The sequence below is a fragment of the Alteromonas sp. KS69 genome, assembly GCF_003989595.1.
Classification (GTDB): domain Bacteria; phylum Pseudomonadota; class Gammaproteobacteria; order Enterobacterales; family Alteromonadaceae; genus Alteromonas; species Alteromonas naphthalenivorans.
In genome coordinates this window covers 24,372-43,082 of the sequence record NZ_PYHU01000011.1, presented here as the reverse complement: position 1 = coordinate 43,082, position 18,711 = coordinate 24,372, and the positions used below count along the sequence as shown (strand labels likewise).

Annotated in this window: 12 protein-coding genes; 9 read left to right on the top strand and 3 right to left on the bottom strand. The window is 45.6% G+C overall.

Annotated features, from left to right (window positions below):
* The first annotated feature begins 20 nt into the window (after nucleotides 1-20).
* The 7 genes from mreC to tldD are packed head-to-tail and all read left to right on the top strand — an operon-like array spanning nucleotide 21 to nucleotide 9,745.
* Nucleotides 21-938, top strand: coding sequence for a rod shape-determining protein MreC (gene mreC, locus C7Y69_RS09590; RefSeq protein WP_013785854.1), 918 nt, complete (start codon nucleotides 21-23; stop codon nucleotides 936-938).
* Nucleotides 931-1,407, top strand: a complete 477-nt coding sequence (mreD, locus tag C7Y69_RS09585; RefSeq protein WP_041453083.1) for a rod shape-determining protein MreD — start codon at nucleotides 931-933, stop codon at nucleotides 1,405-1,407. Before mreC ends, mreD begins: the two co-directional genes overlap by 8 nt.
* A gap of 17 nt (nucleotides 1,408-1,424) precedes the next feature.
* Entirely contained in the window at nucleotides 1,425-2,012 is a 588-nt protein-coding gene (locus C7Y69_RS09580; RefSeq protein ID WP_126872556.1) for a Maf family protein, read from the top strand.
* Nucleotides 2,012-3,478: a ribonuclease G gene (gene rng, locus C7Y69_RS09575; RefSeq protein ID WP_013785851.1), complete on the top strand. Its 1,467-nt coding sequence runs from the start codon at nucleotides 2,012-2,014 to the stop codon at nucleotides 3,476-3,478. The genes C7Y69_RS09580 and rng overlap by 1 nt, the downstream gene beginning before the upstream one ends.
* Nucleotides 3,479-3,503: 25 nt before the next feature.
* The gene (locus tag C7Y69_RS09570) at nucleotides 3,504-7,499 is read left to right on the top strand and encodes a YhdP family protein (protein WP_013785850.1); all 3,996 of its coding nucleotides are present in this window, start codon (nucleotides 3,504-3,506) and stop codon (nucleotides 7,497-7,499) included.
* Entirely contained in the window at nucleotides 7,492-8,310 is an 819-nt protein-coding gene (locus C7Y69_RS09565) for a carbon-nitrogen hydrolase family protein (RefSeq protein ID WP_013785849.1), read from the top strand. The genes C7Y69_RS09570 and C7Y69_RS09565 overlap by 8 nt, the downstream gene beginning before the upstream one ends.
* Nucleotides 8,303-9,745: a metalloprotease TldD gene (gene tldD, locus C7Y69_RS09560; RefSeq protein WP_126872555.1), complete on the top strand. Its 1,443-nt coding sequence runs from the start codon at nucleotides 8,303-8,305 to the stop codon at nucleotides 9,743-9,745. Before C7Y69_RS09565 ends, tldD begins: the two co-directional genes overlap by 8 nt.
* Nucleotides 9,746-9,864: 119 nt before the next feature.
* On the opposite strand, the gene C7Y69_RS09555 is transcribed toward tldD, so the two are convergent.
* On the bottom strand, nucleotides 9,865-12,291 hold the full coding sequence (locus C7Y69_RS09555; RefSeq protein WP_126872554.1) for an Ig-like domain-containing protein: 2,427 nt from the start codon (nucleotides 12,289-12,291) through the stop codon (nucleotides 9,865-9,867).
* A gap of 18 nt (nucleotides 12,292-12,309) precedes the next feature.
* The gene (yjgA, locus tag C7Y69_RS09550; RefSeq protein WP_126872553.1) at nucleotides 12,310-12,855 is read right to left on the bottom strand and encodes a ribosome biogenesis factor YjgA; all 546 of its coding nucleotides are present in this window, start codon (nucleotides 12,853-12,855) and stop codon (nucleotides 12,310-12,312) included.
* Between the two features lie 72 nt (nucleotides 12,856-12,927).
* Between yjgA and pmbA the strand changes: the two genes are divergently transcribed.
* The gene (pmbA, locus tag C7Y69_RS09545; RefSeq protein WP_126872552.1) at nucleotides 12,928-14,259 is read left to right on the top strand and encodes a metalloprotease PmbA; all 1,332 of its coding nucleotides are present in this window, start codon (nucleotides 12,928-12,930) and stop codon (nucleotides 14,257-14,259) included.
* A gap of 66 nt (nucleotides 14,260-14,325) precedes the next feature.
* Here the strand turns inward: pmbA and C7Y69_RS09540 are convergent, their stop codons facing one another.
* On the bottom strand, nucleotides 14,326-15,339 hold the full coding sequence (locus C7Y69_RS09540; RefSeq protein ID WP_260563489.1) for an AraC family transcriptional regulator: 1,014 nt from the start codon (nucleotides 15,337-15,339) through the stop codon (nucleotides 14,326-14,328).
* Nucleotides 15,340-15,494: 155 nt separating this feature from the next.
* Here C7Y69_RS09540 and C7Y69_RS09535 point away from each other — a divergent pair, with 155 nt between their 5' ends.
* A complete protein-coding gene (locus C7Y69_RS09535) occupies nucleotides 15,495-18,644 on the top strand; it encodes a beta-galactosidase (protein ID WP_126872550.1) in 3,150 nt (1,049 codons plus the stop codon).
* The last annotated feature ends 67 nt before the right edge of the window (nucleotides 18,645-18,711 follow it).

The window sequence follows — 18,711 nt, the reverse complement described above, 5'->3', positions numbered from 1 at the left end:
AAGGTTGCCTTCTTTGTATTATGGATACTATTTTTACTCGCGGTCCCTCACTGAATAATAGATTAGCGCTGGCAATTGTTTTGTCAGCGTTACTTATTTTTGTGGATCACAAAGTAGAAGGGTTTAAATCGACTCGGGTCTATTTAAATTCATTCATGAGCCCCCTTCAATATTTAGCCAATTTACCTCGGCTAATGCTAAGCGAAAGCGCCCAGCGCTTGACCTCACATGAAGATCTTCTCGAAGAAAACGACAAGCTCACGAATCAACTGTTGCTCATGAGTGAGAAGCTCCAGCGGTTTGATGCCTTGTCTCAAGAAAATAAACAATTAAGACATTTGCTGGATGCACCTGTACGTAACGACTTACGTAAAATGGTGGCCGAGCTGATGGCGGTTGATAAAAATCCTTATAGCCAGCAGGTGGTCATCAACAAAGGCGCCATTGATGGAGTTTATTTATCTCAGCCCATTATTGATGAAAAAGGCATAGTGGGGCAGGTTATGGAAGTGGGCACTACCAATAGCCGCGTACTTTTACTGGCTGATGTGACTCATGCTATTCCTGTCCGCTCTCAGCGTAATGATATCCGCTTTATTGCTACTGGCAGCGGCGCGCTAAACGAGCTGTATTTAGAGCATGTTCCCCACAGCGTTGATATTAAAGCGGGAGATGTATTGATTTCCTCCGGCTTAGGAAAAATTTTCCCCGAAGGCTATCCCGTAGGTACAGTGAAAGAAGTACGACGGGATGAAAGTCGTCCATTTTCTATTGTAACCGTAACGCCTATGGCTAAATTAGACAGGTTAAAGTATTTGTTACTCTTGTGGTCTGATGAAGGCAAACCTATCGACAGTAATGTGGATAGTGAAAGTGAAGCGGATAAAGAAGATGAAAGCAACACGGTAAGCAAGGAGGAGGCTGAAGATGATTCGTAAGCGTCATTCGGTTATCGTCACTACGCTTTTGATTGCGCTAGTTCTTCAAATTGTGCCATTGCCTATTCAGGTTGATTTATACCGTCCTGATTGGGTTTTGATTGTGCTTGCGTACTGGAGCATGGCGCTTCCCCACAGAGTGAATGTGGGCGTGGCCTTCTTAACCGGTGTGGCGGTTGACATACTAGTCGGCACTACCTTGGGCATCCACAGTTTAAGCTTAAGCATTTCAATCTATATTTTAGCCGCGAACTATCAGCGGCTTCGAAATTACTCGGTATGGCAACAAGCTATTGTTATAGGATTGCTTTCTTCGCTGTACCACTTGCTAACATTCTGGGTACAGCACTTACTTACTGATATCTATTTCCAATTGGATTACTTGTGGCCCGTGCTTACCTCTATGCTGTTATGGCCTTGGGTATTTTGGCTACTTCGTAAAACCCGTCGTCAGTTTTCCATTAGTTAAAGTGTGAGGCTTTTATCGTGAATTACTCAGTGGTTTTAGCCTCTGCTTCCCCTCGTCGTACCATGCTGTTAGATCAGATGGGCATTGCCCATTCAGTAAAGCCAGTGGATATTGATGAATCAGCCCTTGCTAATGAAACGCCTGAAGCCCAGGTAGCTCGACTCGCTGAGCAAAAAGCGAAAACAGCACTTGCACGGTTACACGATGAAGATGCACTTAATGAAAATACGCGTGTATTAGCGTCTGATACGCTTATTGCCTTTAACGGGGTTAGTTTAGGTAAGCCTGAAGATAAAGAAGACGCTAGACGTATTCTTTCAATGCTATCGAACAACGAGCATGAAGTACTGACGGCCATTAGTGTGGCGTCTACCACCAAGCAAGTAACACAAACTATTACCACCAAGGTAACTTTTGCCGCATTGACGAACGATGAAATTGACGCATACTGGGACACAGGTGAACCTGCAGATAAAGCAGGCAGTTACGCCATTCAAGGTATTGGCGGTCAATTTGTAAAAGCAATAAATGGCAGTGCTAGCGCAGTGGTTGGATTGCCTTTGTATGAAACAAGGCAGTTACTTAGAGAATTTGGAGTCGTGTAGTGAGTGCAGAGCTACTAATCAATGTTACACCGTCAGAGTCTCGTGTTGTTCTCATTGAAAATGGGATATTGCAGGAAATTCACGTAGAGCGTCATACTAAGCGTGGCTTAGTGGGCAATATCTATCGCGGTAAAGTGAGTCGGGTACTTCCTGGAATGCAAGCCGCATTTGTGGATATTGGCCTTGAAAAAGCCGCTTTTCTTCATGCCTCGGATATTGTTATTCATAATGAAATAGCAGAGGAAGTATCTGCCAGTCACATTCAAAAACAAGACATTCGTGAGCTTGTTCGAGATGGTCAAGATATTGTTGTGCAAGTAGTGAAAGATCCTATTGGCACCAAAGGCGCCCGCCTTACTACCGATATTACTATTCCAAGTCGCTATTTGGTGTTTATGCCAAGTGTTACCCATGTTGGCGTATCTCAGCGTATTGAAGAAGAAGCCGAGCGAGAGCGTTTAAAAACGCTAGTGCAGGAATTCTGCGATGAAAACGGTGGTTTTATTTTACGTACCGCAGCTGAAGGGGTAGGTAAAGCCGAATTACAGCAAGATGCTGCCTTTTTACGCCGACTTTGGGACAAAATTCAATCGCGGATGAAAAAGCGTAAGTCTAATGTGTTGTATGAAGATTTACCGCTGGCGCGCCGTGTGCTTCGTGATTTTGTCGGCACCGAGTTAGACAGAATTCGAATAGACTCTAAGTTGTCTTTTCAGGAGCTGTTCCAGTTCACGAAAGAATACGTGCCCGAAATGAACGGCAAGTTGGAATATTACACGGGCGACAGGCCCATATTCGACTTGCACGATGTTGAAAATGAAACCCAGCGAGCGCTTGAACGTAGGGTCGATTTGAAATCAGGCGGCTATTTGATTATCGATCAAACCGAAGCCATGACCACCATTGATATAAATACCGGCGCATTTGTTGGGCACCGTAACCTAGAAGAAACTATCTTTAATACTAACACCGAGGCGACACAAGCCATTGCTAGGCAGCTTCGGTTACGTAATTTAGGCGGTATGATCTTAATCGACTTTATCGATATGATTGAACCAGACCACAAAAGACGTGTCTTACATAGTCTAGAAGTGGCGACAAGTAAGGACAGGGCCAAGATTAATATTCACGGGTTTACGTCGCTAGGGCTCATAGAAATGACCCGCAAGCGCACCCGTGAAAGTATTGAGCACATACTGTGTGGCGAATGCCCCGTATGTAAGGGCCGAGGTACGGTGAAAACCGTTGAAACCATCTGCTTTGAAATTATGCGTGAAATCGTTCGGGTAAACCGCGCATATGATGCCGATAAATTTGTTGTTTATGCTTCGCCAAAAGTGGTTGAAGCATTAATGGGCGAAGAATCGCATATGCTTGCAGAGCTGGAAGTGTTTGTATCGAAGCAAATTAAAGTACAAACCGAAACCTTGTACAACCAGGATAAGTACGACGTCGTCATGATGTAATGCATTAACTATACGAAGGCGAAGTGTGACAAATTTAACGTCGGTAGCAGCCTATTTAGTTAAAAAAATATGGTTGCTGCTTGCCATCCTGCTTGTTCTATTCGCGCTGTTAATCAGCGCCGCTCGCTATGCGCTGCCGCATATTGAACACAACAAGCATCTGCTGGAAGACTATATCAGCCAGCGCTATGGCGTAAATCTTACTATTAACAGCGTGCATGCAGTATGGCAACGCTCTGGGCCGAGTATTGTCTTGAATTCGGTCTCCATGGCGCAAAGTGATGCGTCTCCTGTCGGACTCAATATTCGTCAAGTCTATGTTGAATTAGATTTTTGGCAGTCTTTGAGACGACAAATGATCTCCTCTACACGTTTTGAACTTCGCGGCCTTAAGCTCGATGTTGATGCCGATAGGTTCGAGCGTGCAGGCGATAACAACTTTCCTGTTGTTGATGCATTAAAAAGCTTATTTCTAGAACAACTTCAAAGCTTCTCTCTTGAAGAAGGGGAAGTGCTTCTCTCTAAAAATGGCGAGACTCAATCTTTCATCATCGACCAGTTAACCTGGAACAACAGCGGTAAACGTCACCAAGGCTTAGGGCAAATGAAGGTGGCCGATGTATCGTCGAATTCTGCTTCTTTCATTATTGATGTGACTGGCAACAAAGATGCCTTTGAAGGGGTGTTTTATGCCCGCGCTGAAGATTTAGATATTTCACCTTGGGTGAGCGACTTAATCAAAACCAAACGTCCCTTAACTGAAAGCCGAGCCAGTTTCGAAATATGGGCCGATGTACAAAGTAATGGCATTACGGGTGTTCAAGCCCAGTTTGAAGAAAGTTTATTGGAATGGGGCGGAGAAGAATACTCAACCCTAGTCACAGGTATTCGTGGTGGCAGTATTGAAGCAGCACCCACGCAAGATGGGTGGAGCGTTAGGGTAGATCAATTGGTGATAGACTCTGGCAACGAAACCATAGAAGCTGATTTCGTAGGTAAAGTAACAAATGCAGGCGACGCAGTCGTCAGCATTGTAAAACCGGTTCAGATAAATCCATTTCTGATGCTTCTACCCTTGTTTATGGATGACACCAGCGAAGAGGAAATTCGCGCGTTAAATCCCACAGGGCAACTTGCCACGTTGGAACTTCAATTTAGAAATCGCCGCCCGGAATTAACCGCAAAAATTCTTGATTTGTCATGGGAGCAAGCCGGCAAAACCCCAGGTCTTACCTCGCTAGATGCCGACATTTATTGGTATAAAGAGTCTGGCGCTGTTTACTTAAAAAGTGAAAACAGTACCTTATCTGCTGACAATATTATTAAGCAAAATCTGGATATCAATGCCTTCAACGCCAACCTGTACTTTCATACCCTAGCGGTAGGTGACGAAAAGCAATGGGTGATGACGGGCAAAGAGCTCGTGTTCGACAGTGAACAGTTAGTGTTAGAGCCCGCATTTCGTGCCAATTTAACCACGGGCAACCTAGACATATTTGCCAATATTGAGCCTCTGGCGTTAAACGCCGTAAATAACTTCTTTCCTGCCTCGTTGATGGGCGTGAATACCGATAAATTTCTTACCCGTGCCTTCGCTGGCGAAGGTAGCATAAGCAAAGCGCAAGTATTGTGGCACGGTAATCCTAAAAACTATCCGTTTAACGACAACAGCGGCATTTTTCAAGCTTATGTCGATATTGAAGATAGCGACTTTGTGTTTTCATCAAAATGGCCTGCGTTAAATGAACTTGATTTGTCGGTACGTTTTGAAAATGCCGGCTTAGTCATGGAAAGTGACAAAGGAACGTTAGCAGGTATAGATGTGGCGGCTATGTCGGCAGAAATTCCACGTCTACACCCATCTTCAATGTTAACGATTAAAGCAGACGGCTCTGGAACAGGGGAAAAGTTAACCTCGTTAATGAAACAGTCTTCAATTGCCAGCTCGCTAGGCAAAGTGCTCGATAAAGATGTGCAAGTTTCAGGACCATTATCCGCAAGCTTAACATTAGATATACCGCTTAAAGGCAAAGATATACGTGTTCAAGGCGAAGCTCAGTTAAACAACAATGATGTGTATATTACTAGCACACGTATGCAGTTCGATGATGCTAACGGAACGCTTACCTTCGACAACGCAGAAATTGACGCTAACGGGTTAACTGCGAGTTTATTGGGCCAGCCTGTGGAAATGTCAATCCAGGGGCGTCAGAACGATAGCTACGACGTTAATGTGAACCTTAAAGGGTTATGGCATGTTCACCCGCTAGTGAAGTATGTGAAAACCGACCTTATTGATTACCTAGACGGTGAAACCCATTGGCAGGCCGATGTTAATTTGAGCTTATCTAATAGTGACTTTTCCTATAATGCCCAAATTAACGCCGATTTAACGGCAACCCAAAGCTTGTTGCCAGCGCCGTTTGCAACTGTTCAAGGCACCAGTCTGCCACTACAAATTAACAGTGAGGGTAATCTACAAGCGTCGAATATAGAGGCAAGGCTCGGTGACAACATTCATTTCGACGGCGTATTGCCCCATAAAGAAATGCAATTTTCTCGAGCACTTCTTTCCTTAGGCGACGCAGATGTGGGTGATAGAGGTACCGGGTTTAGTATTGCCGCGAACTTAGAGCAGGCCGACATTGTTGAATGGTTCACTACCTTGCAGACGCTGATTATGCCGAGCAAAATGGACGATGCTAGTACGAGCTTAACCGTTAATACAAACACCAGCGCCATAACAAATAAGAATATCAATAGCGATACGTTATCCACACAAAACCGTGCCCAAAAGCAAAACATCTTCGGGGTGCCATCACGCATATTTGTGACTGCAGATACCTTAACAGGGTGGGGGCACTCACTGAATAACGTGTCTTTAACCGCTCGAGAACAAGACAAAGATTGGCTGCTACAGGTGGATGCGGCAAAAGCGCGAGCAACTATTAGGGTGAATAACGATATTAATAACCAAGGTATCGATATTAATGCTGATTACTTAGTACTGGATAAACCTGCGACTGAAACTGAATTAAACGAGACACCGGTAGAAGAAATCGAAATTGCTAAGCAGCAAGCTGAAGTCGTGGAGGTTGACCCGCTAGATGTACCACCTATCTACTTTTATTGCAATGTGTGTAGTGTTCATGGTCTCGATTTAGGCGAAGTCACCCTTGATGTAGCGAAAACAGACCAAGGATTGCAAATAAGACAATTACTCACGCGCTCTTCCAGTGCCGATGTAACTGCAACCGGATACTGGCAGCATGAAAACGGCGACATCACCACCCGTTTAAACGGCACGCTTTCTTCCCCTGATGTAGGCCAAATGTTAAAGCAACGAGGAATAACGTCGGGTATTAAAGACTCTGAAGCCGATGTTAAATTTGATTTGGGTTGGCCTTCCGCTCCATTCGACTTTTCGTTAGACAAACTAAGTGGTGACGTAGATTGGGCCCTCACTGATGGTTATCTCACTGAGGTCAGTGATAAAGGGTCGCGCATATTCACATTATTCAGCCTAAACTCATTAGTACGTAAGTTAAGCCTAGATTTTAGAGATGTATTTGCCACGGGTTTCTTCTACGACAAAATGGGTGGAAGCCTACAAATTGCGGACGGTACCGCCTTTACCGACGATACTGAAATAGACGGCGGTGCAGGTGAGATTGAAATTAAAGGGTATACCAATTTAAATACCGGTGGCCTTAATTACAATATAACCTTTGCCCCTAATGTAACGGGCAACTTGCCCTTTTTAGTGTACTTTTTAGCTACGCCTCCAACCGCATTGGCTGCGCTGGCGTTAGATCAAGTGTTAACATCTGCTAAAGTTATCTCGAACGTGAACTATAAGGTTTCTGGTACCATTACTAATCCGCAGTTCGAAGAAGTAGAACGACATAGTAAAGATATAAGCTTACCGGCGAATGTGTCGCCAGAAAGCACTTCGCCATTAGATCGGCCGCTTACCGAAGATGATTTACGCAGAGTAAAAATGGAGGTTATCGATGGTTAATCTAGTTGCAGTTCAAATGACATCTACACCCAGTGTAGAAGACAATTTGAATCATGTAGAGCAGGCGCTTGCCAACGAACAAGTCCCAAAAGACAGCTTGGTGGTATTGCCAGAATGCTTTGCCTGTTTTGGTACCAAAGATGGCGAGCTACTCAATGCCGCCGAAGTCAAAGATGAAGGGCTGATTCAGCAACGTTTATCGGCGCTAGCCAAAGCCCATGAGTGCTACATTGTTTCGGGCACATTTCCTATGGCTACCAATGATGCGTCAAAGTTTTCAGCAGCGTGTTTATTGTTTGGCCCAGACGGCACAGTATTGGCCGACTATCGTAAAATTCACCTTTTTGATGTGTCGGTTGATGACAATACGGGCAGCTACAAAGAATCTAAGTTTACAAACCCAGGCAGTGAAGTTGTTACGGTAAAAACCCCAATTGGCAACATTGGGCTAGCGGTATGTTATGATGTGCGCTTTCCAGGCTTGTTTACCGCCATGGGGGATATCGATATTTTAGTGTTGCCTGCTGCCTTTACGCAAAGAACAGGTGAAGCGCACTGGCACACGTTAGTGAAAGCGCGAGCCATTGAGAAACAATGCTATGTAGTAGCCGCTAATCAAACCGGTGAGCACCAAAATGGCCGTGAAACCTTTGGTCACAGCCTAGTGGTTTCGCCGTGGGGTGAAACCTTGAGCGAGCTACCTCAAAATATTGGTGTCATTCAAACCAGTGTTAATATTGAAACGCGACAAGCCATTAAACAAAATATGCCGGTTGCCGAACATAACCGATTCAGGAGTCACTTTGTCTAAATCTGTTGAACGCCATTTACTGTCTGACTCTGGACTAGATGTAGCGTCGCTAGAAAAAGCCCTTTCGGGTATCCATCGTCACGATACCGATTATGCTGATCTTTATTTTCAGTCGAGCCAACACGAAAGTTGGGTGCTCGAAGATGGCATTATAAAAGAAGGTAGCTATAACATTGAACGTGGTGTTGGCGTTCGCGCCATCAGCGGTGAAAAAACCGGTTTCGCCTATTCAGATGAAATCAGCGAAGATGCCTTGGTAAAGGCGTGCAACGCTGCGCGCAGTATTGCCCCGGATGGCGGTTCGCAAAAAGTATCATCGTTAGGGCGTAGCGACTATCAAGCGCGCTACGGTGAGAAAAACCCTATTCTCGCCATGCAAGATGCAGAGAAAATCTCTTTGCTAAAAGCCGTGGACGCGTATGTTAGGCAGCAAGAGCCATCAGCCAATCAGGTTGTAGTGAGCATTAGTGGTGTATACGAAGAAATTTTAGTGGCTGCCAGTGATGGTACATTTGCCACCGATATCCGCCCCTTGGTTCGCCTTAATTGTTCTGTGTTGCTTGAAGACGGTGATCGTCGTGAGCGTGGCAGCGCGGGTGCTGGCGGTAGATACGCCTATTCCTTTTTCGAGTCAGATAAAGACGGTCGCCCCTACTATGAGCAATTAGCCGACGACGCCCTGCATATGGCCCGGGTTAACATGCAAGCGGTGGCATCACCAGCGGGTGCTATGCCGGTAGTATTGGGTAATGGCTGGCCTGGTGTATTGTTACACGAAGCGGTGGGTCATGGTCTTGAAGGCGACTTTAACCGTAAAGGTGCATCTACCTTTAGCGGGAAGATTGGTCAGCGAGTAGCTGCAAAGGGTGTAACAGTAGTAGACGATGGCACATTAGCTGATCGTCGTGGCTCGTTGTCGGTTGATGACGAAGGTACACCAACACAGCACAATGTACTTATTGAAGATGGCATTCTAAAAGGCTACATGCAAGATAAGCATAACGCTAAGCTAATGGGTGTTGCGCCAACTGGAAACGGTCGTCGCGAGTCTTATGCGCATTTACCTATGCCGCGCATGACCAATACCTACATGCTAGAAGGGCAGTACGATCCGAAAGAGATTATCGCCTCTATCGAAAAAGGTATTTACGCGCCTAACTTTGCGGGTGGGCAGGTTGATATCACATCAGGTAAATTCGTATTTTCTAGTGCAGAAGCATATCTCATTGAGAATGGTAAAATTACCGCACCAGTTAAAGGCGCTACTTTGATTGGAAATGGCCCTGAAGTTATGCAGAAGATTTCCATGATTGGCAACGATGTGGCATTAGACAACGGCGTTGGCGTGTGTGGTAAAGACGGCCAAAGCGTGCCTGTTGGCGTAGGCCAACCTACATTGAAAATAGACGAGCTTACTGTGGGCGGAACGGCGTAAATTACGCGTTACGCTAGTGTGAGAATTCGAAAAAGGCGCCGGTTGGCGCCTTTTTTTATTGCAATATTTATGACTGTCTATATACGGTCAGTGCAGCATGTTAGCTGCGAAAGAGCCTTCTATTCTAAAGTGACTACCATATCAAGACTGGTAGTAACCCCACTGGGAGAGGTCACTAGCGCACTTACAATCGCACTGGTGCTGGCTTCCGACTCATCTAATAGATTAGTCAGTACGAAGGATAGTTGTCTGTTACCTGCCGCGTTGCTAGAAGGGACTGTGGCTTCAAGTGAACCTGAAATACCTCCTTCAGAGCTTGTAATGCTAATTTCGGTATCTTCCGCTAGTGGCTGATTGGCGGTATCTGAATACGCTAACGATAGCAACGCATTGCTTCCTCTTGGTATACTCAACACAGGCGTTAACCCTGGCGGATTAGTATTGTTCGCTAGCGCATCGGTACTGCTGTTAAACGTGAGTAATGCAGATGACGATGACATAATAATCACCATGGCACGCCTCACATGCAGCGCGCTATTTCCGCAGCTTGTGGCATCGCACTGCGGGCCATCAAATAGTCCATTGGCCAGGGTAAAGTCACCTGAACTGTCGTAATCGAAAAAGGGCTCTGTGGCGTCATAGCTACCGTTTTCGTTATCGTCTCTCCATGCTTCAGGGTAATCGATAAAGCCGGTGGTATCAGGAAGCAAAATGGAAAGTCCGTTACCCGTGCTGCCGGTAATTGCGCCGCCATCAGCATCGTCGTATAGGTTATTGCCATTAGCATCTATTAAGGTTTCATGGCCTACCGCTGTCACCATGACCGTAATTCGGTGATCGGCTACTCTTGGCTCGGCACTTGTCCAAGTCACACTGCAACTGCCGCTTTGGGTGGTACAGCTTGGTTCAATTAACCCGCCTTCGGTGGTGAAGTTTAGCGTGGTGCCGTCTGGCACTGGATTGTTAAAAGCATCAGCCGCGCTAGCGGTAATGGTCAGTTCGTTGCCATTAATGGTGTGCGCTTCAGGGTTCAAACTCGATGGCGACAAACTAATACTGTTTTGATCTGGCAACCCAGTGTTCACGCTAAGCAAGTCAGACTGAGACTGAATGCTAGTATCATCAATTTCAGTAACAGCAGTAACGCGAACGGCAGTAGGTACGCTACCTGCTGTCACAAAAGTGCTGACTTGGCCTTCAGAGTTAGTCAGTGCAGTGTCAGGGGAAAGCGCCAGGCCACCAATATTACTGTTTAAGCTAAACGCCACTTCTTGTTGAGCAAGCGGGTTACCCAGCGCACTATTAACTTGAAAAGTTACTCTTGATACTGAGCTTGCATCTTGACCGCCCGTACCACTGATTACAATCGATGACGGAGACGCATCGATAAAGGCGATGCTACCTGCGGTTTCAGGCAGAATTTCTATAGAGCGGGACACACTTAACGTACTGCTATTGATAGTAACCGTTGCACTTATTTCGTCGTCGAAGCCGGTATTTCCCGCGCAGCTGTTGTCTTGAAATGTAGAGCGAGCTTGTCCGCTTGCGGTAAATACGGTTTCATCAATATCGGCACTATCGTTCGCCACACAAACCGAACTAAAGGTAACAGGAATGCTGGTGGCATAAGTTTCGCCTTCAGAATTAACCAGTGCTACGTTAACACCCAGGGTTGCGCCAGCGGCGATGACAACGTCTTCGTCCGTGGTGTAACCGTCTACCCCTAATAAACCAGCGACAAATTCGCCGTTATCAAACGTACCAATTTGAATAACCTCATCGGTTACCGCAGAAGACTGAATTTCATAATTGAGTGTAGCGGTTAGGGTTTGCTCATTATAAACGTATGACACAGTGGCGGTGCCAGCACCTAGGTCATCGTCGGTAGGGAGTAACTGACTATTGGCAAGGCCGTCACTAGTAGTTAGCGCATCATCTATGCTTACCGAGCCGCGAGATACCTGGAAGCTAACAATGGCATCTGTAATTGGGGTGTCATCGATATTTACCAGCGACGCGCTAAGGGTGCCGGTTTCATCAGCGGTAATTCTACTGACTTGATTGCCTGCACTGTCACTTAAGGTGAGTAAAAGGGTGGGTAAAAATACGGTATCGGTGTCGGCAATTAAAAACTCAATATTTGCTTCTGACGATGTGCTGTCGTATGTCGCGGTTATCGTGCTAGCACCAGCGATAGCGCTATCTGAGTCTAAATACACAATGGCTTCACCGTTACTGTCAGTGAGCTTATCGCTAACAGAGAGTGTGCCTATACCGCTTGTGAAACTGACTATTTCCCCGGCTAACGCGGCACCATCTTCGGTAATGGTAGCGGTGATGCAGGCAGTATCACCAATATCGAAACTAGCCTGATTTACCGTATTACAGTTAGCATCGCCAATCTCAAGAGAAAGTGCTACGACTGGAGAGGTGGTACTATCGTCGCTATCCGAACTGCCAAAGGGGTCGTCGCCGTTTGCCCCCGAGGTACCGTTACATCCTGATAATACCCAAACGAAAGCACATGCCGCTAAAAGCCGCCCCATATACCTCTCCTTATGTTGCTACTCTTTTTGAGTAACGTCTTTTAAATATTGGAATAACTCCCTGTAAGCTTTAGGAGGAGCATTCTTTTCTTGCTCTTTTTTCACTTGGCGATGGAACTGCCTTAATTTTTGTCTATCTAGCTCAGGGTATTGTTCAATAAGCCCCTGAATAGCGTCGTCACCACGGGTGATCACATCTTCGCGAGCACGTTCTAATTCATGAAACGCAGCGTTATTTGCTTGATGTTGATGGGTTATTTTAGCCAAGGCGACTTCAATAGGGGTATTATCCCTTTGTCTAAGCAGCTTACCAATGAACTGAAGTTGCCTTCTGTAGCCGTCTTTTTTCTTATTGATGACACGGGCAATATCTAACGCATCTTTCAATTCTTCATCAAGCGGAATGGTGGCGTAGTGAGCAGGAGTAAGGTTTACTACGGTTTGCCCCAGCTTTTGTAAGTCTTTAGATTGGCGCTTTAGTTCGCTTTTACTAATGAGCTCTTCTTCAGGCTCGGCGCTTTCTAACTTAGATTGTTGTCGTGATTTAGATTTCTGATCGCTCATTTCAAACTCATAAGTGTTACACTTTAGCTAAATTGTAACTATCACAGTCGGATTTAGACAGCGAAACTTACTATGCAAATTGAGCAACAGTTATCAGAAATTCAGAATGTCGTTGATGATGTACTGAAATTAGCCCTAAAAAATGGGGCAACCCAAGCAGAAGCAAGCATGTCAAAAGTGGAAGGTATTGCGGTATCTTCACGTATGCAAGAAGTTGAAAACGTAGAGTTTACCAACGATGGCGGCTTGGGAATTAGTGTTTACGTAGGTAAGCGAAAAGGCAGCGCATCAACGGCTGACTTAAGCAAAGAAGCCCTTACCCGGGCCGTGGAAAAAGCCGTAGATATTGCGAAGTACACCAGTGAAGATCCTTGTACTGGTCTTGCCGATGCTGAACTTATGGCCACAGAATTCCCCGATTTAGATTTATATCACCCGCAAGAGCTTGATACCGAGAAAGCCATTGCCACCACGATTGAAGCGGAATCTGCGGCATTAGGTTACGACCCTCGCATTACAAATTCAGACGGTGCATCGTATAACGCTAACCTTGGTATGCGTGTTTACGGTAATACCCACGGTATTAATGCTGGGTATCCAAGTAGCCGTTACAGCTTAAGCTGTATGGTGATTGGTTCGCAAGACGGTGATATGCAGCGCGATTACGCGTACACAGTAGACCGTCAGGCGCCTTTGTTGCAATCTGCAGTATTTATTGGGCAAGAAGCGGCAAAAGCCACTGTAGAGCGTTTGGGGGCTCGTAAGATTAATACGGCTCAGGTGCCTATTCTGTTGCACAAAGACATAGCGTCTAGTTTATTCGGGCATTATGTGGGGGCTATTAGCGGTGGTAGTTTGTATCGTCGTTCATCGTTTTTGTTAGATAGCTTAGGTAAACAAATTTTTCCTGAATGGCTAAACATTGAAGAACGCCCATTTATAAAGTCGGGCTTAGCGAGTTCTAGCTTCGACAACGAAGGCGTTGCTTGTAAAGACATGACAATAGTTGATGGCGGAAAGCTTTCTACTTATCTTTACACCACCTATTCGGCTCGTAAGCTAAACACTCAAACCAATGGTCACGCAGGTGGCATACACAACTGGTTAGTGGGCGACACAGGTCATAGCGACAGCGACTTGCTAAAAGAAATGGGCACTGGCTTATACGTTACCGAGCTTATGGGTCAGGGCGTGAACACAGTGACCGGCGATTATTCTCGCGGTGCAGCTGGGTTCTGGGTAGAAAATGGTGTTATTCAATACCCAGTCCATGAAGTCACCATTGCAGGCTGCTTACAAGATATGTTCGCAGGCATTGTAGCAATTGGGAAAGACAAAGATTTGCGCGGTAGTGTGCATACCGGTTCTATTCTTATTAATCAGATGAAAATAGCAGGAAGCTAGTTTCTCTGTTTGGATTTAAGTCGTTCAAACCCTCTCGGTTTATCTAGCGCGTTTGAACGAACTTGCTTAATGTAAAGACTGCCGCTGGCGAAATTCGCTGGGCGGCATGCCTTGTGATTTTTTAAACCGCTTCGAAAACGTAAACACATTGCTGTAGCCCACATAGTTGGCAATATAAGCAATGGGCCATTGCGTGCTTATCAGTAAATTTTTAGCCCTTACCATGCGCAGATAAATAACATGCTGCATGGGACTTCGACCAAACTGTGCAAGGCATAGCCTATGTAGGTGAGGGGCCGAGTAGTGTACTTTGTCTACCAAGGCGTCTATATCCCAATTGAACTGCAATTGCTTTTCTACCGCAGCAAATAGGGCCGATAATCGTACTTGATGCGTGCTTTTCACCGGGGTGGCAATATGCTGCAAATATTGCTGAATAATTGGAATCACCGCTTGGCGATGTTGACTGTTGGTTTCTAAATACAGTAATTCCATCGCGTGATGCAGCCCTGACAATTCAATGTTGTGTTGAACAGGGTGTTCTACATCAAAAAAATGCTGCCATCGAGGGCAGTCAGATAAATTAAGCCAAATAATGTCCCACTGCTCTTGATCCGCTCGCGGCGCTTGCTCGGCACGCAACTCTTGATCCGCAGCCGGCGCTGGCTCTGAACTTTGCTCAATTTGAGCTCGCGGCGCTTTCCCAGCGTTAATTTTATCTTGTACTTCACTGGCTTCGCTTTTCGTTACTTCAGTTGCATCCGGCGTTGCGCTGGTTTCATCAAATTGATTAATTTGTACTTCAAAACTTTGGTGCGCTGGCAAAATAATCACACTTGAAGCTGGTAGAGCGTACTCGCCAGACGGGGTGAGTATTTTACCGCTGCCTTTTAATGAATAAAAAATAGTGTGGTTAGGAGGGGTAACTCGGCCTACTTGATAAGTACCCGATAAATTCGAGCAACCCGCCAACTCAATGTCTAGCGCTTTAATTTCTGGCGCATTTGTACTGTCTATAAAGCGTTCAAGGCAGTGTGGCCCAATATTCACGATATCGCGAAAGGCTCTCTGCGCATACATATTTTGGGAGCCAGAAGAAGCTAAGCTAGTAGGTTGCATAATTGTAAAATGAGAGTTTTGGATAAATTAAAGAGAGAAACAAGCATAAAGGATTGCGCGTGTTTCCGCTATATTTCACCTGTTATTAAAAAACCTTATCGTAAAAGGAGCCAGTAATGGCAAATGTTGCTCAAGTTGTTGCGCAAAAAGATTGGCAAAACCCTGTCGTATTCCAAAGAAATCGCGTGAATGGACATAGTCCATTAAACGGTTTTTTAACTCAAGAAGATGCTAAACATAACGCTAATGCGCAAAAACAAAGTTTGAATGGCGAGTGGGATTTTAGATTATATCCCCAACCTGAGGCCGTTACAGAAGACTTATTGAGCGAGGTATTGTCTGACGCACTGCCTGAAGTTGCAAACTGGCAGCCTATTATCGTGCCTTCAAACTGGCAAATGCAGGGGTTTGATAAGCCTATTTACTGCAATGTTAAATATCCTTTTCCGGTAAACCCGCCAGAAGTACCTAGCGATAACCCCACAGGCTGCTATCGCAAAACGTTTACGGTAAGCGAAGAGGCAGTACAGCTGCGTAATCATATAGTGTTTGAAGGGGGTAATAGTGCCTTTCATCTTTGGTGCAACGGCGAATATGTGGGGTATTCGCAAGATAGCCGTTTACCGGCCGAATTCAATTTAACGCCTTTTTTAAAGGTGGGTGAAAATCGCTTAGCGGTAATGGTTATTCGCTGGTCTGATGGAAGCTATTTAGAAGATCAAGACATGTGGTGGTTAAGCGGTATATTCCGCGATGTGGTATTGGTAACGAAACCTCAGCATCATATTCAAGATGTATTTGCCACACCAAAACTAGATGCGTGTTATCGGGATGGCAGCTTAGAAGTACGTACCGCGATTAGTGCACCAGCAAGCTATACCGTGGGCATTCAGTTGTTTGATGGTGAAACCGCCGTTACCGAACAAGCAGTGTCAGGCACCAACAACCGCCGTATAGATGAGAAAGGCGGGTGGGATGATGTGATTTTTCAATCGCTAGCGGTTACGGAACCAAATAAATGGACGGCCGAGACTCCTTATTTGTATCGCCTAGTTGTCACTTTGTTTAACGACGCAGGTGAGGTGGTTGTTGCCGAAGGCTACAACATAGGTTTTCGTCAGGTAGATATGCTTGATGGCCAGTTGTGCGTGAACGGAAAGCCTATTCTTATTCGTGGTGTAAATAGACACGAGCATCATGAAAGCAAAGGTCATGCGGTAAATGAAGCCGACATGATTGAAGATATTAAGCTTTTAAAGCAAAACAACTTCAATGCGGTACGCACCGCCCACTATCCCAATCATCCTCGTTGGTACGAACTGTGTGATGAATATGGATTGTACTTAGTAGATGAAGCCAATATTGAAACCCACGGTATGTTCCCGATGGGGCGTTTATCGAGAGATGCGGTGTGGGCAGGAGCTTATTTAGCCCGTTATACGCAAATGGTAGAGCGGGACAAAAACCACGCGTCTATTATTATTTGGTCATTAGGTAATGAATGTGGTCATGGACCAAACCAAGATGCTATGTACGGTTGGTCTAAAGCCTTTGACCCTTCACGACCTGTGCAATACGAAGGCGGTGGTGCGAATACTACCGCAACCGATATTATCGCGCCTATGTATGCCCGGGTAGATACCGATGTACTTGATGATGCCGTACCTAAATGGGCGATTAAAAAATGGTTATCACTACCGGGTGAAACCCGCCCTGTTATTTTGTGTGAGTACGCTCATGCCATGGGGAACAGTTTAGGAAGCTTTGCGGACTACTGGCAGGCATTTAAAGACTATCCACGTTTGCAAGGTGGCTTCATTTGGGATTGGGTCGATCAAGGCTTAGTGAAGCATACAGACAGCGGTGAGGCCTATTGGGCCTACGGAGGCGACTTTGATGATACCGATAACGACCGTCAGTTCTGTATTAATGGTTTGCTGTTTCCTGATCGCACGCCGCACCCTGCTTTATTTGAAGCGAAATACTGCCAACAGCATTTAGCATTCACGCTTAAATCTTTACAGAACGAACAAGCTGGCAGTTATCAGTTAACCATCGCAAGCGACTATGTATTCCGCTCAACCGATAACGAAGTTCTGCAATGGCAATGGCTTAAAAACGGCGAGTGCGTTGCCAACGGCACTGAAACGTTAAGTATTAGCCCCCAGTCGTCACAAACACTTGTGATAACCCCTAAAATAGAGTTTGTGCCTGATGCGACGTACCACCTTAATATTGATGTGGTGCTTAAAAATGATTGTGACTGGGCGAATGCTGGGCATGTATTAGATACAGAGCAGTTCGAGATTGCCAATACCGCAGGTTTATCTGTATTGACATCAGCAAGCGCTACCAATGCTGAAAATAAAGGCGAGAACAAAGCTCAAGATAGAGTCACGGTAGAGCGCAGCGAATCTAACGTGAATATCCAAGTCGCGAATACTAGTTTTGCTATTAATGCTAACACCGGGTTACTTACTTCTTGGTTAGCCAATGGCGAAGAGCAGCTTAGTGCACCACTTGAAGATAACTTCTTCAGGGCACCGTTAGATAATGATATTGGCGTAAGTGAAGTGGATAACCCCGATCCAAATGCATGGGAGTCTCGCTGGCGCCGCGCAGGAATAGGCCAGTGGCAACGCAGCTGTGCAGGTGTAGATGTGATTGAAAGCACACAAGATGTGCGTGTTACGGCACTGTTTAACTACCATCACAACAATGCGCTAGTCGCTGCTACAAGTTGGTGTTACCGCGTAGATGCAACAGGTACATTAGCATTAGATGTTCAGGTTAAGTTAGCCGATACGTTGCCACCTATGCCGCGTATCGGTTTACAGTGGGCAGTACCTCATTCAAGTCAGTCTGAAGCTAATATTCAGTGGAAGGGGTTAGGGCCATTTGAAAATTATCCCGACCGACTAGCAGCAGCAAGGTTTGGTAGTTACAGTGAAAGTATTGCAAGTATGCATACACCTTACATCTTTCCTACCGACAATGGGCTTCGTAGTGATTGTCGAGAGCTTAGTATTAACGCTGTAAAAGTAGCGGGTGATTTTCACTTTGCTGTAAGCCCGTACGGGCAAAAGCAGCTTGATGAAGCTAAGCACACCTGCGACTTAACTACTGCCGACAGTACTTACGTGTACATCGACCATGCTCACATGGGGGTAGGCGGCGATGACTCGTGGAGCCCAAGTACGCACAAAGCCTTTTTGTTAGAGAAAAAAGCCTATCGGTATTTTTTATCTTTTACTGCATGCTCATAAGAGCATCGCACGCTAGCTAAGCTTAAGTGCGTTCAAAACTTACATTATCGATCTTGGACGTAAAAAA

Bases quoted from the DNA above. Each gene is read 5' to 3' on its own strand.
- yjgA (WP_126872553.1), bottom strand. From the start codon at position 12,855: ATGAGCGATCAGAAATCTAAATCACGACAACAATCTAAGTTAGAAAGC.
- pmbA (WP_126872552.1), top strand. From the start codon at position 12,928: ATGCAAATTGAGCAACAGTTATCAGAAATTCAGAATGTCGTTGATGAT.
- mreC (WP_013785854.1), top strand. From the start codon at position 21: ATGGATACTATTTTTACTCGCGGTCCCTCACTGAATAATAGATTAGCG.
- C7Y69_RS09540 (WP_260563489.1), bottom strand. From the start codon at position 15,339: ATGTATGCGCAGAGAGCCTTTCGCGATATCGTGAATATTGGGCCACAC.
- C7Y69_RS09565 (WP_013785849.1), top strand. From the start codon at position 7,492: ATGGTTAATCTAGTTGCAGTTCAAATGACATCTACACCCAGTGTAGAA.
- C7Y69_RS09535 (WP_126872550.1), top strand. From the start codon at position 15,495: ATGGCAAATGTTGCTCAAGTTGTTGCGCAAAAAGATTGGCAAAACCCT.
- C7Y69_RS09555 (WP_126872554.1), bottom strand. From the start codon at position 12,291: ATGGGGCGGCTTTTAGCGGCATGTGCTTTCGTTTGGGTATTATCAGGA.